The sequence below is a fragment of the Oharaeibacter diazotrophicus genome, assembly GCF_004362745.1.
GTDB classification, from domain to species: domain Bacteria; phylum Pseudomonadota; class Alphaproteobacteria; order Rhizobiales; family Pleomorphomonadaceae; genus Oharaeibacter; species Oharaeibacter diazotrophicus.
This window is the reverse complement of sequence record NZ_SNXY01000006.1, coordinates 631574-656519: the sequence shown is the minus strand read 5'-3', so window position 1 is coordinate 656519 and position 24946 is coordinate 631574. Positions and strand designations below refer to the sequence as shown.

The 24946-nt window shown below is 71.4% G+C and carries 14 protein-coding genes and 1 tRNA gene; 5 read left to right on the top strand and 10 right to left on the bottom strand.

Features of this window, described 5'->3' with window-relative positions; genetic code table 11:
* Window positions 1-45: 45 nt before the first annotated feature.
* From EDD54_RS03205 to EDD54_RS03195, 3 genes are read right to left on the bottom strand one after another with little or no spacing between them, the layout of a single operon-like run.
* On the bottom strand, window positions 46-2400 hold the full coding sequence (locus EDD54_RS03205) for an LPS-assembly protein LptD (protein WP_126536635.1): 2355 nt from the start codon (window positions 2398-2400) through the stop codon (window positions 46-48).
* A gap of 2 nt (window positions 2401-2402) precedes the next feature.
* Window positions 2403-3494 carry an LPS export ABC transporter permease LptG gene (gene lptG / locus EDD54_RS03200; RefSeq protein ID WP_126536636.1) on the bottom strand — a complete coding sequence of 364 codons (1092 nt, stop codon included), beginning with the start codon at window positions 3492-3494 and terminating at the stop codon, window positions 2403-2405.
* Entirely contained in the window at window positions 3491-4672 is a 1182-nt protein-coding gene (locus EDD54_RS03195) for an LptF/LptG family permease (protein WP_126536637.1), read from the bottom strand. The genes lptG and EDD54_RS03195 overlap by 4 nt, the downstream gene beginning before the upstream one ends.
* 251 nt (window positions 4673-4923) lie before the next feature.
* On the opposite strand from EDD54_RS03195, the gene EDD54_RS03190 reads away from it, so the two are divergent.
* Entirely contained in the window at window positions 4924-6417 is a 1494-nt protein-coding gene (locus EDD54_RS03190) for a leucyl aminopeptidase (RefSeq protein ID WP_126536639.1), read from the top strand.
* A gap of 179 nt (window positions 6418-6596) precedes the next feature.
* Window positions 6597-7049 carry a DNA polymerase III subunit chi gene (locus tag EDD54_RS03185; protein WP_126536642.1) on the top strand — a complete coding sequence of 151 codons (453 nt, stop codon included), beginning with the start codon at window positions 6597-6599 and terminating at the stop codon, window positions 7047-7049.
* Between the two features lie 222 nt (window positions 7050-7271).
* On the opposite strand, the gene EDD54_RS03180 is transcribed toward EDD54_RS03185, so the two are convergent.
* The 3 genes from EDD54_RS03180 to EDD54_RS03170 form a co-directional block, all read right to left on the bottom strand.
* The gene (locus tag EDD54_RS03180) at window positions 7272-8261 is read right to left on the bottom strand and encodes a transporter (RefSeq protein ID WP_126536644.1); all 990 of its coding nucleotides are present in this window, start codon (window positions 8259-8261) and stop codon (window positions 7272-7274) included.
* A 148-nt stretch (window positions 8262-8409) separates the two neighbouring features.
* A complete protein-coding gene (locus EDD54_RS03175; RefSeq protein WP_126536646.1) occupies window positions 8410-10416 on the bottom strand; it encodes an O-linked N-acetylglucosamine transferase, SPINDLY family protein in 2007 nt (668 codons plus the stop codon).
* Window positions 10417-10466: 50 nt separating this feature from the next.
* The gene (locus EDD54_RS03170) at window positions 10467-19205 is read right to left on the bottom strand and encodes a beta strand repeat-containing protein (protein WP_165644304.1); all 8739 of its coding nucleotides are present in this window, start codon (window positions 19203-19205) and stop codon (window positions 10467-10469) included.
* A 377-nt stretch (window positions 19206-19582) separates the two neighbouring features.
* Between EDD54_RS03170 and EDD54_RS03165 the strand changes: the two genes are divergently transcribed.
* Window positions 19583-19658: transfer RNA gene (locus tag EDD54_RS03165), tRNA-Lys, on the top strand.
* Window positions 19659-19763: 105 nt separating this feature from the next.
* Here EDD54_RS03165 and EDD54_RS03160 read toward each other — a convergent pair.
* From EDD54_RS03160 to EDD54_RS03150, 3 genes are all read right to left on the bottom strand, one after another.
* Window positions 19764-20291: a hypothetical protein gene (locus EDD54_RS03160; protein WP_126536650.1), complete on the bottom strand. Its 528-nt coding sequence runs from the start codon at window positions 20289-20291 to the stop codon at window positions 19764-19766.
* Window positions 20292-20434: 143 nt separating this feature from the next.
* The gene (locus EDD54_RS03155; protein ID WP_126536652.1) at window positions 20435-20962 is read right to left on the bottom strand and encodes a hypothetical protein; all 528 of its coding nucleotides are present in this window, start codon (window positions 20960-20962) and stop codon (window positions 20435-20437) included.
* Between the two features lie 109 nt (window positions 20963-21071).
* Entirely contained in the window at window positions 21072-21572 is a 501-nt protein-coding gene (locus EDD54_RS03150) for a TIGR00645 family protein (protein WP_126536654.1), read from the bottom strand.
* A gap of 250 nt (window positions 21573-21822) precedes the next feature.
* Here EDD54_RS03150 and EDD54_RS03145 point away from each other — a divergent pair, with 250 nt between their 5' ends.
* Window positions 21823-23007, top strand: coding sequence for an MFS transporter (locus tag EDD54_RS03145; RefSeq protein ID WP_165644303.1), 1185 nt, complete (start codon window positions 21823-21825; stop codon window positions 23005-23007).
* A 47-nt stretch (window positions 23008-23054) separates the two neighbouring features.
* Window positions 23055-24032, top strand: a complete 978-nt coding sequence (locus EDD54_RS03140) for a quinone oxidoreductase family protein (RefSeq protein ID WP_126536658.1) — start codon at window positions 23055-23057, stop codon at window positions 24030-24032.
* Here EDD54_RS03140 and EDD54_RS03135 read toward each other — a convergent pair.
* Window positions 24022-24942, bottom strand: coding sequence for an alpha/beta fold hydrolase (locus tag EDD54_RS03135; RefSeq protein WP_126536660.1), 921 nt, complete (start codon window positions 24940-24942; stop codon window positions 24022-24024). The genes EDD54_RS03140 and EDD54_RS03135 overlap by 11 nt on opposite strands.
* Between the last annotated feature and the right edge of the window lie 4 nt (window positions 24943-24946).

Below are 24946 nucleotides of genomic sequence, written 5' to 3'. Positions count from 1 at the left end.
GCACATGTTTTCCGACCGAAACATGGCCGGTCGGGGGTGCCGCGCTCAGTTGTTGCCGTCGATCGAGGTCGAGGCGTCGCCGAGGGTGCGCAGCCCGAGCCGCAGGTAGACGGTGCGGTCCGGCACGGTGTCCTCGGTCGAGCGGTCCTCGGCGTAGCTGAGCGACACCGAGAACTCCTCGGCGTCGTAGGCGACGCCGAAGGCGTGGCGGACCACTTCCTCGTTGACGAGGTCGAACCGGACCGAGCCGAAGGCGCGCCAGTTCTCGTCGAGCCGGAGGCTGCCGGAGGCCTGGAGCTCCTGGCGGTCCTCGTCGAGGCCGTAGTCGGGCTGCTTGCGCACGAAAGCGTAGGTGAGGGCGGTCGTCAGCGGGCCGGAGAGGCCGATCAGCTGCGCCTCGAGCCGGTTCGGCGACAGGTCGTCGCCGTCGATGCGGCTGGAGACGTAGGCGAGCAGACCGCGGTTGGTGTTGAGGCCGAGCGAGCCGACCCAGTCCGACGAATCGGTCTGCAGGCCCGAGTCCTCGCCGGTGTCGTAGGGCGTGTCGGTGGCGAAGGAATTCTGGCCGGCGATCAGGAAGGAGCGGCCGGCGACGCCCGACACCGTCATGCCGTTGTCGAACCGGCCGACGTAGCGCAGGCCGAGATTGGCGCGGGTGCCGCCCTCGACGCGGTCGTAGCCGGAGAACTTGTCGTAGTCGAACAGCGAGTTGGCGTCGAAGACGAGGCTCTGGGCGTCGTCGTTGGCGAGGCTCGCCGTCTCGGTCTCGCTCGGGCGCACGATCAGTTGGGCCACCGGTTCGATCACGTGGCTGCCGACCGGCGACAGGATCTGGATCGGGTAGCTGTACTCGAGGCCGACCGCCGGCATGGCGCGGACTTCGGTCTCGGACGACGGGCTCGAGACGCCGTCGCCCTTCGGCGCACTGAAGAAGACGTCGCCGCGGAAGTAGGCGAAGGGGGTGAAGACCTGACCGATGCCGTCGACGAAGCGGCGCCGCCAGAGCGCATCGATGCTGCCGCGCGAATAGGTGCCGGCCGGTCCGCGCAGGCGGGTGGTGCCGTCGGAATATTCGAACACGTCGGTGCGCTGGCGCGTCACCGTGGTGAAGTTGCTGGTGACCGAGAAGTCGCCGCCGAGCACGGGTTCGGGCGCGTAGACCTGATGGTCGATCACCGGCACCGCCAGCGCCTGCTTGCTCTGCAGGTCGAGGTCCTGCGGCAGCGCGCCGGCCTCGGTGCTGTCCTCCTGCTGGACGAAGAAGCCGTAGGCGTGGGCGTCGAAGCGGTTCCGACCGTCGACGCCGGTCAGGTAGAGCTCGTTGGTGACGGCGTCGGAGCTGCTCGGCGCCGGCAGGTCGTAGTCGGAGAAGAACGAGCGATCGGTGGCGAGGCCGATGTTCCAGCCCCACTTCCAGCGCTCGTTGAGGGCGAACTCGCCCTTGGAGAGCACGCCGCCGCGCCAGTCGCGGTTGCCGGAGAGGTCGCCGAACACGCTCGGATCGGACTGGTTGAGGCCGGCGAGCCGGATCGACCAAGCGCCGTCGATGGTGCGGTGGCGGAACTCGAGATCCGCGAAGGCGCCCTGGCGGGTGTAGTAGCCCGGCGAGAAGGTCACGTCCGTGTTCGGCGCCAGCGCCCAGAAATAGGGAACCGACAGCCCGAAACCGAGCTTCTCCGAATAGGTCGGCCGCGCCATCAGGAAGCCCGACAGGCGTTTCACGGAGGGATCGGGTTGCGTCAGCCGCGGCACCCAGGCGATCGGCACGCCGAGGAACTCGAACTTGGCGTCCTCGAAGGTGATGGTGCGCTCGCCCTGGCGGTGGATGATCCGGTTGGCCCGGATCTGCCAGATCGGCTTGCGCCCCTTCTCGCCGTTGCAGTCGACGCAGGGCTGGTAGACGCCTTCCTCGAAGGTGGTGACGTCGTCGGCCGCGCGCGTCGCCTTGCGCGCCGTGAAGGCGACGCGGTCGGCGGTGACGAGTTCGAGGCCCTCGGCGACGCCGTCGCGCAGGTCGTCGGTGAGGTCGACGCTGTCGCCGCGCACCACGTTGCCGTCGCCGTCGGAGAGTTCGACGGACCCGGTGGCGGTGACGCGCTTGGTCCTGCGGTCGACGTCGACGCGGTCGGCGAGGAGCGTGTAGGCGCCGTAGTAGATCACCACCTTGCCGACGGCGGCGATGCTCTGGCTGTCGATGTCGTAGAGAACGCTGTCGGCTTCGACCAGCATGCGCGCGTCGCCGGCGGGCGCCTGCGCCTTCACGAGGTCGACGAGGCCGGCACCGGCCGCCTGCTCCTGCGCATGGGCCCCGCCCGACGCCGCGATCAGTGCCGCGAGGGCGACCCCGCACAGGGCGCGGGACCGTCCCGCTGGGAGTCGGGAGCCGACGGATCTACGCAACGTCACCCATCCTCCCGGAACAACAGGACGGTCGAACCCAACCACGTGGCCACGACCGCGGGCGCCCAGGCGGCCAGGGCGGCCGGAACCAGCCCTTCGCTACCCAGGTCGCGGGCGATCTCGGTGATCACATAAAGCATGAAGCCCGCGACCACGCCACCGAGAATCATCCGCCCCGTACCCCCCGAACGGGCGGACCCGAGCGAGACCGTGGCCGCGATCAGGACCATCGCCGCGAGGAGCAGCGGTCTCGATAGAAGCGCATGGAATTGCAAACGAAACCTGTACGGCGGCAGACCCGATGCCGCCGCGCGCCCGATCGTGCCCGGCAGCGCCCAGAACGACACGCTGTCCGGCGAGGCGAAGCGACCGCGTACCTGGTCGGGCGTCAACGCCGTCGGCAGGCGGAACTCCGCCTCGCGGCGCGGGGTGCCGTCGGTGTCGACCACCGTGGCGCGCTCGAAGATCCAGGTGCCCTCGCCGAGCCGGCCCACGGGTGCCTCGATCCGCCGTTCGAGCCGGCCGTCCTTGTCGAACTGCCAGGCGACGGGGTCGATCACCGTGGTGCCGCCGTCGGCGACGCCGCCGACCCAGAGGATGGCGTCGCCCTCGGCGGTGCGCTGGCGCAGCCACGATTCGCTCGACTGCTCGCTGAGGATCGAGGCGGCGCGGCCGACCAGTTCGCCGGCGAGCCGATCGGAGGCGACCTTCATCGCCACCGCGGCGGGATTGTAGACCGTGGTGGCGAGGACGCCGAGCGCCAGCGCCAGCGCGACGCCCGGCGCCGCGAACTGCCAGACCGACAGGCCGGAGGCGCGCGCCACCGCCAGCTCGGAACGCCGCGACAGCGACACGAAGGCGGCGATCGAGCCGATCAGCACGGCGAAGGGCAGCACCTGCTCCATGATCAGCGGCACGCGCAGCGCCGACACCGCGAGCAGGCCGAGGAAGGCCTCCGGCGCGTCGTCGAGCCGGGTGCGCATCAACTCGAGCACGTCGATCAGGAAGACGAGCAGCGCCGCCCCGAGGAACAGGCCGCCGATCCAGCGCAGGAACACCGCCCCGAAATAGCGGCCGAGGGTGCCGAGGATCATCGCGCGCCTCCCTTGACGCCGAAGCGCCCGGCGAGGCGGCCGCAGGCGTCGCCCAGCGCCATCAGCGGCCGGGCGACCAAGCGCGGCACGAAGGGCTCGATGCCGAAGAAGACGCAGACGCCGAGCACGGCGAGAATCGCCGCCGGGACGGCGAGGGCGAGGATCGCCAGCGTCTCGTCCGCCGCCGCGACGCCGGCGACGCCGAAGCCGGCGAGACGGACGAGGCTGGCGGCGCCGAGGCCGCCGAGGATCGCGAGCACGCGGCCGCTGCGGGTCGTCTTCGGGAAGCCCATGAACAGGAACAGCGCCAGCATCATCGCCGGCGGATAGAGCAGGGTGGCGAGACGCCCGAGGATCTCGGCGGTGAGCTTGGCCGGCTTGCCGTCGACGGTCGGATCGTTCGCCGGCAGCGTCAAGAGTTCGCCGATGGTGCGCTCGTTGAGCTGGTAGGACTTGCCGGTGTCGGCGGGCACGAGGTCGGTGAGGTCGAAGGCGTAGGAACCGAATTCGACGAAGGTGCTCGACCGCTCGGCGCGCCGGGTGCGCTCGACGGTGCCCTTCTCCATCACGATCAGCGTGCGGCCGGCGATCTCGGCGATCCGGCCGCGCTCGGCGGAATAGGTGTACTCGTACTGGCGGTCGCGGCCGTCGTGGATGAACAGGCCCTCGAGCGAGCCGTCGCCGGCGCGGTTGCGGATGTGGAAGGTGAAGTCGTCGTCGATGTCGATGAAGCGGCCGGGCTGCACCACGTTGGCGACGATGTCGGCGCGAATGGCGTTGGTGACGTCGCGCAGGCTCTGCAGCGTCTGCGGCCCCGACCACAGCGCGATCCAGCCGCACAGCGCCGCGACCAGCAGCGACAGCGCCAGGAAGGGCGTCAGGATGCGCCGATGCGAGGCGCCGGCCGCGTTCATGGCGACGAGCTCGCTGTCGCCGTGCAGGCCGTTCAGCACCATGGCCGCGCCGACCACCAGCGCGAAGGGCGCGACATAGGCGACCAGCGAGGGCACCGCGAGCAGCGTCATGCCAAGGTAGACCAGGATCGCCTGACCCTTGGCGGTGACGAGGTCGAAGCGGCGCAGCGCCTGCGTCACCCAGACGATCGCCGTCAGCGTCACCACCACCGCCGAGAAGGCGACGGCGCTGCGCACGAAGATGTACCTGCCGATCCGTCCCATCGCCCGTCCACGGTCCGCGCCCGCCCGAGTCCCGGGTCGAGCGCCCGGCGGTTCGCGACGATGTTTGGCCGGCCCGACGGTCGGAACGCAAGGGGGCCGTCGACCAACTGGCCGTGAAGGACCCGCGAACGGCGGCGCAGGGGCCTTTGTCGAAGGGTGCTTGCCCTCGCCGCCGCAAAGCGCCACCTTCCCGCTCTCGCCGGCGCGACCCGCGCCGCTGCATCCGATCCACGGGAATCCACAGCGTCATCATGGCACCGCTACCGAGCATCACCGTCGCCAAGCCCGCGCAGGCGACTTCGGGCGTCGTCGTCCTCCTCGCCGACGAGAGCGGCGCCTTCGGTCCCTCCGGCGCCGCGCTGCTCGAGGCCGCCCCGGGAATCGCACGCGCCGTCGCCGCCACCGACTACAAGGGCAAGGCCCAGGGCTTCCTCGACGTCGTCGCGCCGACCGGCCTCGAGGTCGACCGCGTCGTCCTCGCCGGCGTCGGCCCGCTCGCCGACCTCTCGGCCGAGGGCATGCTGAAGCTCGGCGGCGCGGTGATGGGCAAGCTGCGCGAGATGAAGGCGCGGCAGGTGTCGGTGGTCCTGGAGCGCTCCGACGGGGCGGCGTTCGATCCGGCGCTGGTCGCCGAATTCGCGCTCGGCCTGCGTCTGCGCGCCTACGACTGGGACAAGCACAAGACCCGCAAGAAGGACGAGCCGGCGCCGGCACCGAAGATCGTCCTCCATGTCGACGACCACGCCAAGGCGAAGAAGGCCTGGGCCGACCTCGCCGAGGTCGCCGCCGGCGTCGAGCTCGCCCGCGACCTCGTCAACGAGGCGCCGAACGTGCTCGGTCCGGTCGAGTTCGCCGAGGAGGCCCAGCGTCTCGAGAGCGTCGGCGTCGAGGTCGAGATTCTCACCGACAAGGACATGCGCAAGCTCGGCATGGGTGCGCTGCTCGGCGTCGCCCAGGGCTCGGCCCGGCCGGCCCGGCTCGCGATCCTGCGCTGGAACGGCGGCAAGGCCAAGGAGCAGCCGATCGCCTTCGTCGGCAAGGGCGTGGTGTTCGACACCGGCGGCATCTCCATCAAGCCCGGCCAGGGCATGGAGGACATGAAGGGCGACATGGGCGGCGCCGCCGCCGTGATCGGCACCATCCGCGCGCTCGCCGGCCGCAAGGCGCGCGTCAACGCCATCGGCATCCTCGGCCTCGTCGAGAACATGCCCGACGGCAACGCCTACCGCCCCGGCGACATCCTGAAGTCGATGTCGGGCCAGACCATCGAGATCATCAACACCGACGCCGAGGGCCGTCTCGTGCTGGCCGACGCGCTCTGGTACTGCCAGGACCGCTTCAAGCCGGCCTTCATGGTCGACCTCGCGACGCTCACCGGCGCCTGCATGGTGGCGCTCGGCACCCAGCACGCCGGCCTGTTCTCCAACGACGACGGCCTCGCCGACAAGCTCACCGCCGCCGGCAAGGCCTCCGGCGAGAAGCTGTGGCGCCTGCCGCTCGGCCCCGAGTACGACAAGCAGATCGACAGCCGCTTCGCCGACATGAAGAACACCGGCGGCCGCTACGGCGGCGCGATCACCGCGGCGCAGTTCCTGAAGCGCTTCGTCGCCGACACCCCGTGGGCGCATCTCGACGTCGCCGGCACCGCGATGGCGAGCCCCGACAGCGACATCAACCGCTCCTGGGGCTCGGGCTTCGGCGTCCGCCTGCTCGACCGGCTGGTCCGCGACAACTTCGAGAGCTGACGCCGTCTCGTGAAGTCTCGCTTCGTCGAGACTTCACGAGGTTTCGGCCATTCGGCCGGCGCCCGGTCGGGCGCTTCTCGCGCGCGGCACTCCGACCACGGGTCGGAGCGCCGCGAACTCGGTACGACATCCCGCCGCGAGGGGGCCGGCCCCCTCGCGGCGACCACGGCGCGGAGCCGATGACCGACGTCCTGTTCTACCACCTCGACCGCCAGCCGCTCGACCGCGTCCTGCCGAAGCTCTTGCAGCTGACGCTGGAGCGCGGCTGGCGCGCGGTGGTGCAGGCCGGGTCGGCCGAGCGGCTCGAGGCGCTCGACACGCTGCTCTGGACCTTCGAGGACGAGAGCTTCCTGCCGCACGGCACCGCCGCCGACGGCCACGAGGCCGAGCAACCGGTCTTCCTCGCCACCGACGACGTCAACCCCAACCGCGCCACCGTCCGCTTCCTGGTCGACCGCGCCGCCCCGCCGGCCGACGCCGCCGGCTACGACCGCCTCGTCCTCCTCTTCGACGGCAACGACCCCGACGCCCTCGCCGACGCCCGGACGCACTGGAAGACCCTCAAGGCCGCCGGCCACGCGGTGACCTACTGGCAGCAGAACGAGCAGGGCCGCTGGGTGAAGAAGGCCTGACCGATCCCGGTCTCGACATCAGGTACCGCCCGATCGTTTCAGGCCGGTTGCCGCCATGCCGCTCCGCCCCCGATCCGTCATGGTCCGCGCAGGCGGACCATCTACGACCCGGCCACCGGTTGCGGCGCCGACCGGGTGAACGTCTCCGCCGGCCCCTTCGTGGACGGTCCGCCTCCGCGGACCGAGGCGGCGGGGAGAGCAGGGGTGCGCAAACGCAGGCCTTCAGAAGATCCCGATCCGGCGCAGCAGCGCCCAGGCCAGCGCGATCGACATGGCGCAGAGGCCGACCGCGTACCAGGTGCCGCCGGGCTCGTGCAGGAACGGCAGGTCGGCGGTGTTCATGCCGAAGATGCCGGCGACCAGCGTCGGCGGCAGCATGAAGGCGGTCATCACCGAGAGGATGTAGAGGTGGCGGTTAGTCTCGGCGGAGATCTTGCTGTCGATCTCCTCGTGCAGCAGCCGGGCACGCTCCTGGAGGGCGAAGACGTCGCGGTTGACGCGCTCGATGCGGTCGGCGAGCCGTTCGGCCATGTCGCGGACCGGGGCCGCCACCTCGCCGGGATCGGCGATCTCGGTCTTGCGGAAGCCGCTCAGCATGGCGCGCAGATGCCGGTGCATCCGCGCGAGCAGCCGGCGCACCGGGCCGAGCCGACGGCGCTCGTCGCGTGGGGCATCGTCGTAGACGTAGTCCTCGATCAGGTTGAGCTCGTCGGTCATCTCGCCGACCAGGCCGGTCAGCGCCCGCACGAACTCCATCACGATCAATTCGAGTACGTCGCTGGTCCGGCCGATCCGGCCGGCGTGCGCTACCGCCGAGCGGGCGCGGTCGACGCTGCGCAGGGGGTGCAGCCGCGTCGTCAGGATGAAGCCCGGGCCGATCGCGAAGCGCAGCCAGCCGAACTCGCGGGTCTCCTGGTCGAACTCGCGCTGGAAGTCGACGAGGACGCCGTGGACGATGCCGTCGTCGATCTCGGTGACCGGGTGGTCGTCGCGCCCCGTCAGCGTCTGCAGCGCGGCCGCCGGCAGGCCGTCGATGCCGGAGAGGAAGCCCGGCACCCGCGCGTCGGAGAGGGCGAGGTGCAGCCAGACGAAGCCGCCGTCGGCGAGCGCCCGTTCGCCGTCGACGGCGCCGAGCGTCTCGGGCGCGCCGCCCTCGGCGGGAAACCGGTAGCCCCAGACCAGACCCGGGATCTCGCGTGCGACCTTGTTCATCTGCGCTCCGTCCGCGGGGCCGGCCGCCCGACGGCCGCCGCGTCATCCTCGCCGGTCCCGCGGCGCGGCGAAAGCGGGGAGATGGACGGCGACCCGGCCCGGTCGCTCTAGCCGTCCATCGTGACGTTTCGAGGAAGGCGGGGGCCGATCAGCGCGCCGGGAAGGCGCGGCGGTCGTGCGGGAAGGGGCGGACGCGGTTGCGCCGTTCCAGCCGCTCGCGCCACCAACCTTCGTAGTCGGCGATGGTCTGGACCTCGATCGCCTCGTGGTCGGGCTCGATGCCGACCTCGAGGTAGACGTCCATGTTGGAAAGGTCCGGCTCGGGCAGCGCGCCGGCGCGGAAGTCGGCCCACATCTCGCCGTAGAGCCCCTCGAGCGCGCGGACGAGACCCGGCATGTCGAACAGGGTGCAGGTGTCGCGGTTCTCCGCCAGCCGTGCCTTCAGGGCGGCCAGCGCCGCCGGGTCGCGGCCGAGCGCCACCGCCTTGTCGACGAAGCCCTCGGCGGTGCCGGCGACGAGGTCGGGCAGGCCGGCGGCGGTGACGAGGCTGCCGCAGACGCGCGAGGCGAAGCAGCGGCCGGCGTAGGTCAGCACCGGCACGCCCATGTAGAGCGCGTCGGAGGCGGTGGTGTGGGCGCCGTAGGGCGTGGTGTCGAGGAAGAGGTCGGCGAGCGGATAGCGCGCGAGATGGTGCGGGTTGTCGAGCTTCGGCGCGAACACCAGCCGCGCCGGGTCGACCCCGCGTGCCGCCGCCCGCGCCTTCAGCCGCTCGGCGACCGCGTCGGCGCCGGCGAGCAGCCACAGCACCGAGCCGGGCACGCGGTCGAGGATGGTCAGCCAGCGGTCGAGGGTGAAGGGCGTGATCTTGTGGGCGCCGTTGAAGCAGCAGAACACCGTGCCGGTCTCCGGCAGCCCCGCCTCCGCACGGGTCTGCCCGACCGGGGCGACCACGCGGTTGCGGTTGTTCGGCTGGTAGCAGGGCAGGCGCAGCACCTTTTCGGAATAGTAGAGCTCGTGGTCCGGCGGGATGATCACCTCGTCGGCGATCACGTAGCGGTGGTAGGGGCTGCCGAGCGTGCCGGGATAGCCGAGCCAGTTGACGATCACCGGCGCCGGCCGGAGCGCCAGCAGCTTGGTGCGGCCCTCGCGGGTGTAGCCGTTGACGTCGACCAGGATCTGGATGCCGTCGTCGGCGATCCGCCGCGCCGCGGTGGCGTCGTCCATGCGCGAGACGTCGACCCAGCGGTCGGCCGCGGCCTTGTAGGCCTCGTGCATCGGGTCGGCGGCGGGGATGCCGCAATAATAGGCATAGACCTCGACGGCGCCGCGGTCGTGCAGGCCGAACACCTCGGCCATCAAGTGGCCGACCGCGTGTTCGCGCAGATCCGACGAGAGATAGCCGATCCGGATCGGCCGGTCGGCGCGCGCCGCCGCCTTCGGCCAGGCGTCCATCGCGGCGGCGGGCGTGCCGACGTCGACGGCGTTGTAGTTGGCGGCGACGGCGAGCTGGAACAGCGGGTCGTCGCTGTAGGCGGCGGCCGACAGGGGCGACATCGCCTTCATCTGCGCCGCCCGCGGCGCCCGCTCCCACGGCTGCACCACCGGCCATTCGCAGGCGCGCTGGCGCAGCGCGGTGAAATGCTGCGACACCTCGCGCTGGTGGCAGTCGATGTCGAGGCTCTGGCGCAGCATCGCCTCGGCGCTCTCGTCCTGGCCTGCGCCCTCGAGGGTGCGCGCGATCTGGTTGAGCGCGGTCAGCTTGTGCGAGATCCCGTTGCCCTCGATCTGCGGCAGCCGGTCCACCACCTGCGACCATTGCTGCACCGCCGTGCCCACCGCCCCCATCCGCTCGTGGACGCGGCCGAGGTTGATGTGGGCGGGCATGAAATCGGGCTTCAGCTGCAGCGCCTGCTCGAGGCAGTCGCGGGCGCGCTGGAGATCGCCGGCGTCGGTCAGGACGACGGCGTAGTTGAACAGGACCGCGTAGAGCAGCCCGTTGTCGCGATTGTGCTGGATCCACGAGCCGTAGAGCGCACCGACCGCGGCGAGTTCACCGGCGGCCTTCAACGTCTCGGCGGACCGGATCAGCTCCATCACGCCGAGGCCGCGCCCGGTGGCCGCGCCGATCTCGGAGGCGAAGACGTCGTCGACCATGCCGGCGTCCCGGGTCTCGAGGGATCACGGACGCGGCCGGGCGGCGCCGGTCAAGACAGCGCCAGTTCGAGCGCGTCCAGCTGCTCTTCCGACATGACCGCTAGCTGAGTCGTCGTCAGGGCGTCAATTTGCGTGGCATTCAGGCCCTGGATCTCGGTGGTCGTCAGCATCTGGATGAAGGTGGTGGCGAGGCTCGACACCGTGGTCGTCGTCAGCGCCGAGAACTGCACCGGGGAAAGGCTCTGGGCGTGGGTGACGTCGAGCAGGCCGAACTGGTAGCCCGACAGCGCCGCCACCTGCTGCGGCGACAGCGCCGACCACTGCGCCGGCGAGAAGGCGTTGAGCTCGGTCGAGGTCAGGCTGCCGATCTGGTCGGGCGACAGCGCGCCGATCTGGCCGGTCGACAGCGCCGCGATCTGCGCCGTCGACAGCGCCCGGAGCTGCATCCGGACGAGGCCGGCGAGCTGCTCCGACGACATCGCCGCGAGGTCCTCGGGCTCGAGCGCCCCGATGCCGGTGACGGTGAAGGCGCCGATCTGGGTCGAGGACAGGCCGGCGATCTGCGTCACCGTCAGCGCGTCGATCTGGGTGGTGGTGAGGCCGGAGATGCCGTTCGAGGACAGCGCGCCGATCATGGTCGACGACAGCGATTCGATCTGGCTCTTGGTCAAGGCCGAGACCTGGGTCGCGGTCAGGCCGTAGATCTCCTCCTCGCCGAGATAGCCTATCTGCGTGGTGGTGAGGCCGGCGAGCTGGGTGGTCGCGAGGCCGGCGATGCCGGTCGACGACAGGCTGCCGAGCTGGGTCGAGGTCAGCGCGGCGAACTGGGTGGTGGTCAGTCCGGACACCGCGGTCGAGGTCAGCGCGTAGAACTCGTCGGAGCCGAGCGCGGCGATCTGCGTCGCCTCGAGGCCGGCGACCTGCGACGCCGTGAGGCCGGCGAGCCCGGTCGACGACAGGTGCGAGACCTGCGTGGTCGTCAGCGCGTCCATCTGCGCCTCGCCGAGGGCGGCGACCTGGCTCGAGGTCAGCGCCGCCACCTGACGGGTGGTGAGCAGCTTCAGCTGCGTCGTCGAGAGGCCCGCCACCTGGGTCGCGGTGAGGGCGCCGACCTGCGTAGTCGACAGGCTGGTGAACTGGGTGGTGTTGAGCGCGGCGATGTCGGTGGCGGTCAGGCCGCTGATCGCGGTCGTCGACAGCGAGCCGAACTGCGTCGTCGTCAGGGCGTCGACCTGGGCGTCCGAGAGACCCGACAGCTGCGTGCCGCCGAGGCCGGCGACGCCGGAGGTCGACAGCGCGGCGATCTGACCGGTGGTCAGCGCGGCGAGCTGGGTGGTCGACATCACCGCGGTCTGGGTCTCGGCGAGGCCGGCGAGCTGGATCGTGGTGAGGTCGGCGACGCGGCCGGCCGACAGCGCCGCAACCTGGGTGGTCGTCAGCGATCCGATCTGGGTCGAAGTCAGCGCGTTGAACTGGGTCGTCGCCAGGGCCGCGAGGTCGGTGGCGTCGAGGCCGGAGACCGCGGTGGTCGCGAGCGCGGCGATCTGGCCGGTCTTCAGCGCGGCGAGCTGGGTCGCGGCGAAGTCGCCGATCCGGGTCGCGGTCAGGCCCTTGAGGCCGGCGGAGCTCAGCGCGGCGATCTGGCTGGTTGACAGGGCCGCGACCTGGGCGGCCGAGAGCGCGCCGACGCCCGTCGCCCCGAGGCCGGCGACCTGGGTGGTGGTGAGCGCGGCGATCTGGGTGGTCGCGAGCTGGCCGACCTGGGTCGACGTCAGCGCGCCGAGCTGGCTCGCCTTGAGCGCGCCGAGCTGGGTGGTGGACAACGCCGCGAGTTCGGTCGCGGTCAGGCCGGAGACGCCGGTGGTCGACAGTGCCGCGATCTGGGTGGTGCCGAGCGCGGCGAACTGCGCCGGCGTCAGGGCGGCGACCTGCGTCGCCGCGAGCCCGGCGAGGGCGGTGGTGGCGATGCCGGCGAGCTGGGTCGTCGTCAGCCCGGCGACCTGAGCGGTCGTCAAACCGCCGACCTGGGTGGAGCCGAGGGCCGCGAGCTGACGGGTCGACAGCGCCGCGAAGGAGGCCGCGCTGAGGCCCTTGACGCCGGTGGTCGACAGTGCCGCCACCTGGGTCGTGGTCAGCGCGCCGAGCTGGGTGGCGTCGAGCGTCGCCACCGCGGTCGAGCCGAGGCCGGCGAGGGCGGTGGTGGTCAGCGCCGCGACCTGACGGGTGCCGAGCGCGGCGACCTGCGTCGCCGAGAGCGCGCCGAGTTCGGTCGCGGTCAGGCCCTTGACCTGGGTGGTGGTCAGCGCCGCCACCTGCGTCGCGGTCAGGCCGCCGAGCTGCGTCGTGGTCAGGCCGGACAGTGCCGAGGCCGACAGCGAGGCGACCTGCGTCGTGGTCAGCGCGCCGACCTCGGTGGCCGTCAGGCCGCGCAGCGCCGTCGCGGTGAGCGCGCCGAGCTGCTGGGTCGACAGCTGGTTGATCTGCGTCTCGGAGAGGGCGCCGACCTGGACCTCGGTGAAGCCGGCGACGGCCGAGGTGGTCAGCGCCGCGAGCTGGGTCGCCGCCAGGGCCGAGATCTGCGTCGTCGCCAGCGCGCCGGTCTGCGTCGCCGTCAGCGCCGCCACCTGCGTCGTCGCCAGCGCGGCGAGTTCGGCCGTGGTCAGCGCCGCGATGCCCGCGGTCGACAGCGCCGCGACCTGGGTCGTGGACAGGCGGGCGACGCCGGTCGCGCCGAGCGCCACCACCTGGGTGTCGGCGAGCGCGCCCATCTGCGTCGTGGTGAGGTTGTCGACCTGCGCCGTCGTCAGCGCCGCGACCTGCGTGGTCGTCAGCGCCTGGACGCCGGCCGCCGACAGGCCCTTCAGCTGGGTCGTGGTCAGCGCCGCGACCTGCCCGGTCGACAGCGTGGCGACCTGCGTCGCCAGGAGCGCGCCGACTTCGGTCGCGGTCAGCGCCGCGAGCTGGCCCGAGGTGAGCGACGACACCTGCGTCGTCGTCAGCGACCCGATCGCCGACGTCGACAGCGCCGAGATCTGGGTGGTTGTGAGCGCGGCGAGGCCGGTGGTGTCGAGCGCGGCGAGCTGGCGGCCGGTGAGGCTCGACACCTGCGTGGTGCCGAGCGCGGCGATCTGCGCCGTCGTCAGCTGCTCGACCTGGGTCTCGGTCAGGCCGGCGAGCTGGGTGGTCGCCAGACCGTTGAGCTGGGTGGTCGAGAGCTGGCCGAGCTGCGTCGCCGTCAACGCCTCGATCTGGTCGGTGCCGAGCATCCGGAGCGAGGTGGTGCCGAGCTGGCCGATCTGCGTCGCGGTCAGCGCCGCGACCTGGGTGTCGGAGAGCGCGCCGAGCTGGGTCGCGGTCAGCGCGCCGAGCTGCGTCGTGGTCAGCGCCGCGATCTCCGAGGTGGTCAGCGCCGAGAAGGCCGTGCCGGAGAGGGCGGCGAGCTGGGTGGTGGCGAGGCCGGCGACCTGGGTCGCCGAAAAGGCCGCGATCTGCCAGTCGGAGAGCGCGCCGACCTGCGTCGTCGACAGCGCGGCGAGCTGGCTCGCCGACAGCGACTGCATCTGCGTGGTGGTGAGGCCGGCGACCGCGGTCGCGGTCAGCGCGCCGATCTGGGTCGAGACGAGGCGGGCGAGCTGGGTCGTCGACAGCGCCGCGACCTGGGTGGCGGTCAGGCCCTTGAGTTCGTCCGTGGTCAGCGCGTCGATCTGGCTGGTCGCGAGATTCGAGACCTGCGTCGTCGACAGCGTCGCCACCTGGGCGGTCTTCAGCGCCAGGAGCTGGGTGGTGTCGAGGCCGACGAGCCGGGTGGTGTCGAGGCCGGCGAGGCCCGTCGCCGACAGGGCGCCGATCTGGGTCTCGGTCAGGCGGTCGAACTGCGTCGTCGTGAGCGCCGCGACCTGCTCGGAGGTGAGGCCGCCGATCTCGGTGTTGGTCAGCGCCTCGATCTGACGGGTGCCGAGGGCTCCGATCTGCGTCGTCGTCAGCGTGCCGATCTGCGTCGCCGTCATGCCGGCGATCTGGGTCGTGCTGAGCGAGGCGATCAGCGACGGCGACAGGCCGGCGATTTGGGTGGTCGTGAACGCGCCGATCTCGGTGGCGGTGAGGGCGCCGAGCTGCGTCGTCGACAGCGCCGCGATGTCGGTCGCCGAGAAGCCGGCGACGGCCTCGGCGGCGAGCGCGGCGATCTGGGTGGCGGTGAGTACGCCGATCTGGTCGTCGGTCAGCGCCGAGACCTGGGTCGAGGTGAGCCCGCGGATGCCCGCCGCGGTCAGCGCCGCCACCTGCGAGGTGGTCAGAGCGGCGATCTGGTCCTCGGACAGCGATCCGATCTGCGTCGTCTGGAAGGCCCGCAGTTGCGTCGTCGACAGCCCCGCCATCTGCGTCGCCGTCAGTCCGTCGATTCCCGACGTCGACAGCGCCGCGACCTGGGTCGTGGCGAAGGCGGCGAGCTGGGTCGTGGTCAGCTGGCCGATCTCGGTGGCGGTGAAGCCCGCGACGGCGGTGGTGGTCAGCGCCGAGAGGTCTTCCGTCCCGAGCGCGGTGACCTGGGTGTCGGTCAGCGCCGCCACCTGCGACGACGTCAGGCCCTTCAGCTGCGTCGAGGTCATGCCGGCGAGGCGCGTCGGGTCGAGCGCGGCGACCTGGGTGGTGGTCAGCGACGCGACACCGGTCGAGGTCAGGCCGGCGAACTGGGTGTCGGTGAGGGCCGCGAGCTGGTCGGTGCCGAGGGCCGCCAGCTGCGTCCGCGTCAGGTTGGCGATCTGCTGCGTGGTCAGCCCGCCGAGCTGGGTCGCCGACAGGCTGGCGATGCCGGTGGTCGACAGGCCCGCGATCTGCGTGGTGGTCAGGCCGGCGACGTCGGTGGCGTCGAGACCGCGCAGCGCGGTCGTGGTCAGCGCCCCGATCGCCTTGGTGGAGAGCGCCGCCAACTGGCTCGTCGTCAGGCCGGAGACCTGCTCGCTGGTCAGGCTCTGGGCGCCGGTGGTGGTCAGCGCGGCGATCTGCGTCGAGGTCAGCACCGCGATCTGGGTGGCGTCGAGCTCGGCGATGGCGGTGGTGCCGAGGCCGCCGATCTGGGTCGAGGTCAGGGCCGCCAGCTGCGTCGCGCTGAGCGCGTCGATCTGGGTGGTGCGCAGGCCCGCCATCGACGTGGCGCCGAGGCCCTTCAGCTGGGTCGTCGTCAGGGCCGCGACCTGCTCGGCCGAGAGCTGGCCGATCTGCGTCGCCGTCAGGGCCGACACTTCGGTCGAGGTCAGCGCGGCGAGCCGGGTGCCGGTGAGGACCGCGAGCTGGTCCTCGTCGAGCACGCGGATCTGCGCCGAGGTCAGCGCCGCCAGCTGCGTGGTGGTTAGGTCGGCGATCTGGGTGGTCGACAGCGAATCGACCGCGGTCGCCGAGATCGCGGCGACCTGCGTGGTGGTGAGGCCCTGGATCTGCGTCTGCGACAGCGCCGCCAGCGCGGTATCGGCGAGGCCGGCGATCTGGGTCGAGGTCAGGCCGGCGAGCTGGGTCTGGTCGAGGCCTGCGAGCTGCGTCTCGGTCAGCCCCTTGACGCCGGCCGCCGACAGCCCGGCGATCTGCGACGACGACAGCACCGCGATCTGGTCGGCCCCGAGCGCGGCCACGGCCTCCGCCTTCAGCCCCTTCAGCTGCGTTGTCGCCAGCGAGGCGACCGCTGTCGTCGACAGCGCGTCGATCTGGGTGCCGGCGATCGCGCCGAACTGGGTCGTGGTCAGGCCGCGCAGCTGGTCGGTGGCGAAGGTCGCGAACACCGAGGCCGGCAGGTCGCCGATCTGGGTCGCGGTTAGGCCGCGCAGCGCCGTCGAGGACAGGCTCGTCAGCTGGGTCGCGTCGAGCGCGACGATCTGGTCGTTCGAGAGGCCCGCCACCTGGGTCTGGGTGATCAGGCCGAGCTGCGTGGTCGTCAGCGCGTCGACCTGCGCGTTCTTCAAGCCAGCGATCGCCGTCGACGAGATCGCTTTCAGCTGCGAGGCCGACAGCGCCGCGACCGACGTCGTCGTGAGCGCGCCGATTTCGGTCGCCGTGAGCGCGGACACCTGCGTGGTCGTCAGGGCGGCGATCTGGGTCGGCGACAGCGCCGCCACCTGGGTCTCGCTCAGGCCGGAGATCGCGGCGGTGCGCAGCGAGGCGATCTGGGTCTGCTGCAGCGCCGCGATCTGCGCGGTCGTCAACGCCTGCAGGTCGGTCGACGAGAAGCCGGTGACCTGCGTGGTCGAGAGGCCGGCGATCTGGGTGGTGGTGAGGTTGGCGATCTGGTCGTCGGTGAGGGCGCCGACCTGGGTCGACGACAGGCCGGCGGCCTGGGTGGTGGTGAGGAGGGCGAGCCGGGCCGTCGGCAGCGCCGCCACCTGGGTGGTGGTGAGGCCGGACAGCGCGGTGGAGGTCAGTGCCGCGAGTTGCGTCGTCGTCAGCGCCGAGAACTGGTCGGCGGTCAGGCCCTTGATCTGGGTCGACTTCAGCGCCTCGATCTCGGCCGCGGTGAGCGCGCCGATCTGGGTGGCGTCGAGGCGGCCGATGGCGCTGGAGCGCAGCGCCGAGAACTGCGTCGCGGTCAGCGCCGCGAGCTGGGTCGTCGACATCGCCGCCACCGCGCTCGACGACAGCCCGGCCACCTGGGTCGAGGTCAGGAGGGCGATCTGGGTGGTGTCGAGCGCCTGGATCTGGGTCTCGACCAGCCCCTGCAGCGCGGTCGAGGACAGGCCGGCGAGTTGCGTCGTCGTCAGCGCGTCGATCTGCGTGGTGCGCAGCGCCGCGACGTCGGCCGAGGAGAAGTTGCCGAGCTGGGTCGCGGTCAGCGCCGCGACCTGGGTCGTGGTCAGCGCGCCGATCTGGTCGGCGTCGAGCTGACCGATGGAGGTCTTGGTGAGGCCGGCGAGCTGGGTCGTGGTCAGGCCGGCGACCTGGGTGGTCGAGAGCGCGCCGATCTGCGTCGTCGACAGCCCGGCGAGCGTGGTCGACGTCAGCGCCGCGAACTGCGTGTCGGCGAGGCCGGCGATCTGGTCGGCGGTGAGCCCTCGGACCTGTCCGGCGCCGATCGAGGCGACCTGCGTGGTCGAGAGCACGTCGATCTGGGTGTCGGCGAGCGCGCCGAGCGCGGTCGAGGTCAGGCCGCGCAGCTGCGTCGTCGTCAGCGAGGCGACGGCGGTGGTGGAGATCTGCGAGATCTGGGTCGGCTTCAGCGCCGCGAACTGCACGCCGGTCAGCGCGCCGAGCTGGGTGGCGCTGAGCGCGGCGACCTCGGTCGAGGTCATCGCCGACACCGCGGCCGTCGACAGCGACGCGATCTGCAACGCCGACAGCACGGCGAACTGCTCGCTCGACAGCGCCGCGACGTCGACGCCCTCGAGCACGGCCGCCTGCGCCGGCGTCAGCGCGGCGATCTGGGTGGTGGCGAGGCCGGCGATCTGGAGCGAGGTCAGGCCGCGGACCTGCGAGGTCGTCAGCGCCGCGATCTGGTCCGTGTCGAGGGCGGCGAGTTGGGACGCGCTCAGCCTTGCGACGTCGCCGCTTGAGATGCCGCGGATCTGGCCGGGCGTCATCGCGGCGAGTTGCGTCGGCGTCATCGCGCCGACCTGCGTCACCGTCAGCGCCGTCACCTGGTTGGTGGTGAGCCCGGCGATCTGGGTCGCGGTCATCGCCGCCACCTGGGCGGTGGTCAGGCTCGCGACCTGCGAGGTCGCCATCGCCGCGAACTGCGACGACGACAGCGCCGCGAACTGCGCCGACGACAACGCCTGCAGCAGCGTCCGCTGCAACATCGGGATCTGCGTCGCGGTCAGCGCCGCGATCAGCGTCGTGTCGAGCGCGGCGAGCTGCGTCGTCGTCAGCGCCTTGATCGCGGTGCCGGACAGCGCCGCGAACTCGTCGGCGGGCAGGCCGGCGAGGTCGGTGGTGGCGAGGCCCGCCGCCTGCCCCGCCGTCAGCACCGCGAACTGGGTTGCGGTCAGCGCCTCGAACTGGGCGTCGGACAGCGCGTCGATCACCGTCGGCGCCAACGCGCGGACCTGGACGGTCGACAGCCCGGCGATCTGCGTGGTGGTCAGTGCCGCGAGCTGCGTCGACGAGAACAGCGAGAAGTCGGACGCGGAGAAGCCGCGGACCTGATCGACGCCGAGCGCGGCGATCCGCGTCGCCGTGAGCACCGCGAGCTGGGTGTCGGTGAGCGCGCCGATCTGGGTCGAGGTCAGCGCCGCCGCCTGCGTCTCCGTGAGGTCGGCGACGGCGGTGGTCGTGAGACCGGCGATCTGCGTGGCCGCCAGCGCCGCGAAGGCGGTCGGCGACAGCGCGGCGAAGGCGGTCGGCGACAGCGCGGCGAGGTCGGTGGTGGCGAGGCCGCGCACCTGCGACGCCGTCAGCGCGCCGATCGCATCGGTCGAGAGCGCCGCGATCTGGGTCTCGGTCAGCGCCGCGACCTGGGCCGAGGAGAAGCCGCCCACCTGCGTCGTCGACAGCCAGCCCATCTGCTCGGTGGTCAGCCCGGCGAGCTGCGCGGACGTCAGCGCACCGATCTGGCTTGCCGTCAGTGCCGCGACCTGCTCCTGCGACAGCCCGGACAACTCGGTCGCCGACAGCGCGCGGATCTGCGTCGTCGTCAGCGAGGCGAGATCCTCGGCCTCGATCGCGGCGACCTGCTCCTCGTCGAGCGCCGCCATCTGGGCGGCGGTCAGCACGAAATTGGTCGGCGTCAGCGCCGCGATCTGGGTGTCGGCGAGCGCGGAGACCTGCGTCGTCGTCAGCGACATCACCTGACCGGTCGTCAGCCCGGACATGTCCGTGGCCGTCAACGCCGCGATCTGCGTCAACGAATAACCGGACAGCGAGGAGGACGAGATCGAGGTCAACGGGGTCCCGACGGTGATGATCTGCCGCCGGACGGACGCCGGCTCACCGGAGGGGTTGCAAGCGCGGTGCCACTCGAAAGAGGCGTTTTACCGAGCCAATTCAATGCTCTGGGCGAATCGGTCGGACATGGCCGAGGTAGTTCCTGCCGCGCGCCCGGCAACTTCTGCCGCCCGGCCCGGAATCACCGGTTGCGCCGGGCGGCGAGGGTCGGTCGCCGCTCGTCCACGCCCTACCGCGGCGCACACGTTGCGGAGCGCCCGTGCGTCCGCTATGTGAACCGCAGCCGTGATGACGGTCTTGGTGGGAGCGCGTAGCTCAGCCGGTAGAGCACGTGACTTTTAATCATGGGGTCGTGGGTTCGAGTCCCACCGCGCTCACCAAGGATTTCAGGGGGTTGCACTCGCTTATGAAGGTGATGTGCGAATTTGCCGTGCGATGCGGCGCCCCCTCGCGCGGGGACGCCTCGACATCGAGCGGCCGCCTCCTCAATCGCCGGCGCTGGTGTACTTGTAGATGATGCGGGCGCCGAAGAAGATCTCGTTCTCCTCGAGGCAGACGCCGAAGCCGTAGGTCTGCGCGCGGTTGTCGACGAAGGTCGCCGTCGCCGGGGCGAGCCCGAAGTTGCGGCGGGCCGTCGGGTCGGCGGCCGTGGTGTCCTTGCCGACGATCTTCGTCGCGACACCGTCGGCGAGTTTGGCCGACCACATCTCGAAAGTGATCGCCTTCTGGAACCAGGTTCGGACCTCGGCGATGCGTGCCCCCTGGGGCAGGTTGACGCCGGTCTGGAAGCAGCCGCGGCCGGTGAGGCGGGCGCCGCCCCAATAGGACAGCCACGGCTTGGCCGCGGTGGCGTCGCCGTCGGGTGCCATCGCCATCGGCGAGATGGTCAGGAATCCGGTCTGTTCGGTGGAGTAAGTGAACTTGAGATCGGTGATCGCCGCGGCCGGAAGGGCGACGCAGGCGAGGGCGACGACGGTCAGGGCGGACCGGCGCAGGAGCATCGAAAATGACATGGGCGCAATTCCCGGCCGCCCGGAAATGGGCGGGCCGCCAGGATGGACCGCGTCCCCTGCATCCGTAAAGCCACGTCCCGTAACACGGACCCACCCGGGCGGGGTGCCGCCATCGCCCGGCGGCACCGTCGCGGCGGGCCCGATCAGTCGCCGGCGCTGGTGTACTTGTAGATGATGCGGGCGCCGTGGAAGGTTTCGCCCGGTGCGACGCAGATCCCGAGGCCGTACATCCGGCTACGGTTGTCGACGATGGTCTCGGCCTCCGGGGCGGCGCCGAAGCTCCGGCGCTCGGTGGTGCCGTCGCCCGGCACCGACTTCAACGCGATGTTGGTGCTGGAACCGTCGACGAGCTTGGTCGACAGGAAGTGGAAGTAGACCTTCTTGCGGTACCATACTCGGATCTCGGTGATCCGGGCGCCTTGGGGCAGGTTGACGCCGGTCTCGAAGCAGCCGTCGCCGGTCAGCGACATGCCGGTCCAGGAGACGAACCACGGGTTCGCCGCGCTGTTGCTCCCGTCGGGCGCGAAGTCCATCGGCGAGATCGTCAGGAAGCCGGTCTGTTCGGTGGAATAGGTGAACTTGGTGTCGGTGATCGCCGCGGCGGGCAGGGCGGACGCCCCGAGGACGGCGGCGGCGCAGACGACCTGTCGGAAACGGGTGAAATATGTCATGGGATCAATCCTGTTCCGGCCCGGAAATGGGCCGGCCGTCAGGATGGACCCGCGCGGACCTTCCGTAAAGATACGTTCCGAAAAGACCGTATCTCCGCCGCCCTCGAAGTCAGACCTTGGCCTTGGCCGTGAGCTTGTCGAGGAAGCCGAGCAGGAGAGCGCTGACGACGAAGGCGAGGTGCATGACCGTCGACCACAGCAGTTGATTGTCGGTGTAGTGCTCGACGTTGAGGAAGACCTGCAGCAGGTGGATCGACGAGATCGCCACGATCGAGGAGGCCACCTTGATCTTCAGGCTGCCGCTGTCGAGCTTGCCGATGAACGAGAGTTCGACGTCGTGCTCGTCGAGCCGGCCGACGAAATTCTCGTAGGACGAGATCATCACCATCACGATCAGGCTCGCCACCAGTGCCGCGTCGATCAGGCCGAGCATGGCGAGGATCATGTCGTCCTCGGCGTAGACCAGGACGTTGACCGCGACCTTCCAGAGCTTGCCGACGAAGGCGATCGCGTAGATCGCCAGTGCGACGCCGAGGCCGCCGAGGAACACCACCAGGGTCCAGCGGCTCGCGAGGAGCAGGCGTTCGATCAGCTGTTCCACCGACTTCAAGGTTTCGTCCTCCCCGTCGCGGGCGATGTCCGGCCGATACGGCCGCGGTTGCGTCGCAGCATTAACCGAGGCGGCGGCCGTCGTCGAGGCGCGGATCGGCGCGGGAGAGGTCGGGGCACGCGCGGGACCAGATGTCGTCCGCCCCCGGCCGTCTTTCGATCCACATCCGTGCGAGGTAACTTGAACCGGTGGCATGAATCGGTTCAATAACGCGCCCGGCCGCCGGTCGGGACGTCCCGCGAGGTCTCCGGTGCTCCCCCCCGTCGTTCCCGTCGGCGCGCTGTTCTTCCTGCACGCCTTCGTCCTGTCGAGCTGGCTGACACGCCTGCCCGACGTGCTCTACACGCTCGGCATCGACAAGGCGACGCTCGGTCTCGCGCTGTTCGCCGCGCCGATCGGCTCGGTGGTCGCGGCCACCTTCGCCGGCCGACTGGTCGACCGCCACGGTTCGGGCAGGATCGCGATCGCCTCGGGCATCGGCGTCGCCGCCGGGATCGCCGTGATCGCGACGGCGCCGAACTGGCCGGTGCTCGCGGCCGCGCTCCTGGTGTTCGGGCTGATCAACGGCGGCATCGAAGTCGCCGCCAACACCGCCGCCGACACGGTGGAGAAGGCCTCCGGCGTCCACGTCATGGCGCGCTGCCACGGCTTCTGGAGCCTCGGCTTCATGGCCGGCGCGCTGGTGGCCGGCGGTTTCGCCGGGCTGTCGATCCCCTACGGCGTCCACCTGCCGATCGTCGGCGCTCTCGGCGTCGCCGCCTATGTCGGCCTGATCCGGCTGCTGCCGGCGCCGGTCTGGGTGCCGCCGGCGCCCGCCGGCGGGCCGGTGCAGGAGGGGCCGGTGTTCGCGCTGCCGAACCGCTACACCGCCGGGCTCTGCCTGATGGCGGTCGGCGTCACGCTGCCGGAAGGCTCGCTCTACGACTGGGGCACGCTGTTCCTGCGCGAGGAGGTCGGTGCCAGCCCGTTCTGGTCGTCGGTCGGCTACGCCGGCTTCATGTTGGCGATGGCGGTCGGCCGCTTCTCCGGCGACGCCATCCGCGCCCGCGTGCCGGCGGTCACCATCGTGCGCGTCTGCGCCACCGTGTCCGGCATCGGCCTCGCCTGCTTCGTGTCCGCGCCGAACTTCCCGCTGGCGGCGGCGGCGCTGGTGCTGATGGGCTTCGGGGTGTCGCTGATCTTCCCCGTCGCGATCTCCGCGATCGCGACCCGGCCCGGCGCCAGCCCGGCCAACAACATGGCGGCGCTGGCGCTCGCCGTGATGGTGTCGCTGCTGGTCGCACCGCCGATCATCGGCATCGTCGCCGAGGGCTTCGGCCTCGTCACCGCCTTCGCCGCGATGCTGCCGCTGATCGCGATGTCGGTCGCGCTCGCCGGCGAGGCCGCGCCGCGGACCACGGCGAAGACCCTTTCCACGGCGGGGGGACCGGCCTAGCTTCTCCGCTCCCGTTCGCGAACGAAGTCGCCCCGAGGAAGGTCGAGATGGTCAAGGTCGTACGTGTCCACGAAACCGGCGCCCCGTCGGTGATGCGCCTCGAGGACGCCGAGGTGCCGGCGCCGGGCCGCGGCGAGGCGCTGGTCCGCCACACCGTGATCGGCGTCAATTTCATCGACACCTACTTCCGCTCCGGCCTCTACAAGGCGCCGACGGGTCTGCCCTTCGTGCCGGGCTCGGAGGCCGCCGGTGTCGTCGAGGCGGTCGGGGAAGGCGTCACCGACGTCGCCGTCGGCGACCGCGTCGTCTACGCCGGCTCGGTCGGCGCCTACGCCGAGAAGCGCGTCGTCGCCACCGACCGGCTGGTGCCGATCCCGGACGGGATCGACGACCGCACCGCCGCCGCGTGCCTCCTCAAGGGCATGACGGTGCAGTATCTCGTCCGCCGCACCTTCCCGGTCGGTCCGGAGCACACCGTGCTGTTCCACGCCGGCGCCGGCGGCGTAGGGCAGATCGCCGGACAGTGGCTGAAGGCGATCGGCTGCACCTCGATCGCCACGGCCGGCGGGCCGGAGAAGTGCCGGATCGCCCGCGAAGCCGGCTTCACCCACGTGATCGACTACCGCTCGGAGGATTTCGTCGCCCGCGTCGGCGAACTCACCGGCGGGGCCAAGTGCCACGTCGTCTACGATTCGATCGGCAAGGACACCTTCCCGGCCTCGCTCGACTGCCTGCGTCCGCTCGGCACCTTCGTGTCCTTCGGCAACGCCTCCGGCGCGGTACCGCCGTTCGACATGTTGCTGCTCAGCCAGAAGGGCGGCCTCTACGCCACCCGCCCGACGCTGTTCCATTACACCGCCACGCGCGCCGACCTGCTCGCCACCGCCGCCGACCTGTTCGCGATGATCGCCTCGGGCAAGGTCACGATCGCGATCGGCCAGGAATTCGCGCTCTACGACGTCGTGAAGTGCCACGAGGCGCTCGAGTCGCGCGCGACCACCGGCTCGAGCATCCTCACGGTGTGACGGCGTGCGCCGGCGGGGCGGCCACGGTCGCCCCGTCGAGGAATGCGCGGATGGCGGCGATGGTCGGGCCGTCGCGCAGCAGCGGGGCGTGGCCTTCGCCGGGCACGGTCCAGATGTCGGTGTGCGGCAGCCGCGCCAGCATCTCGTCGACGGTCTCCTCGGAGAGGAGATCGGAGTTCTCGCCGCGGATCACCAGCAGCGGCCGGCCGTCGAGCGCCTCGTAGGCGGGCCAGAACGGCGCGATTCCGACCGCGGGATCGAAGTCGGCGAAGGCGTCGAACAGGCGGGGGTCGTAGTCGAGGACGGGCCGGCCGGTCTCGTCGGGGCGCATCAGCTGCTCCGCCACCGCCATCCAGTCGTCGTCCGAGAGCGTGGTGAAGGCGCGGCCCATGGTGGCGCGCAGCTCCTCCACCGCCTCGGCCCAGTCGCTCGCCGGGCGGGCGTCGAGCATCAGGTGCATCCGCTCGCGGATGGCGACGAGGCCGGCGCGCTCGATCACCGGGCCGATGTCGTTGAGCACCACCGGGCCGATCCGCTCGCCGGCCGCGGCGGCGAGCACCATGGTCACGATGCCGCCGCGCGACGTGCCGACCACGGCCGCCTTCGCGATCCCGAGCGCGTCGAGCCCGGCGATGACGTCGGTTGCCTCGACGTCGGGGCGGTAGGTGGCGGGGTCGGCCCAGCCGGACAGGCCGCGACCGCGGAAGTCCATCGCGATCACCCGGCGCGGCCGGACGGGATCGCCGGCGAGCGCGGCGGCGAGCACGGCGAAGTCGCGGCCGTTGCGGGTCAGACCCGGCAGGCAGAGCACGGGCAGGTCGGCGCGATCGCCGGTGGTGTCCGGCTCGTGGACGGTGGCGGCGAGGCGCGTGCCGTCCAGCGCGGCCCATTCGACGATGCGTGTCGACAACTCG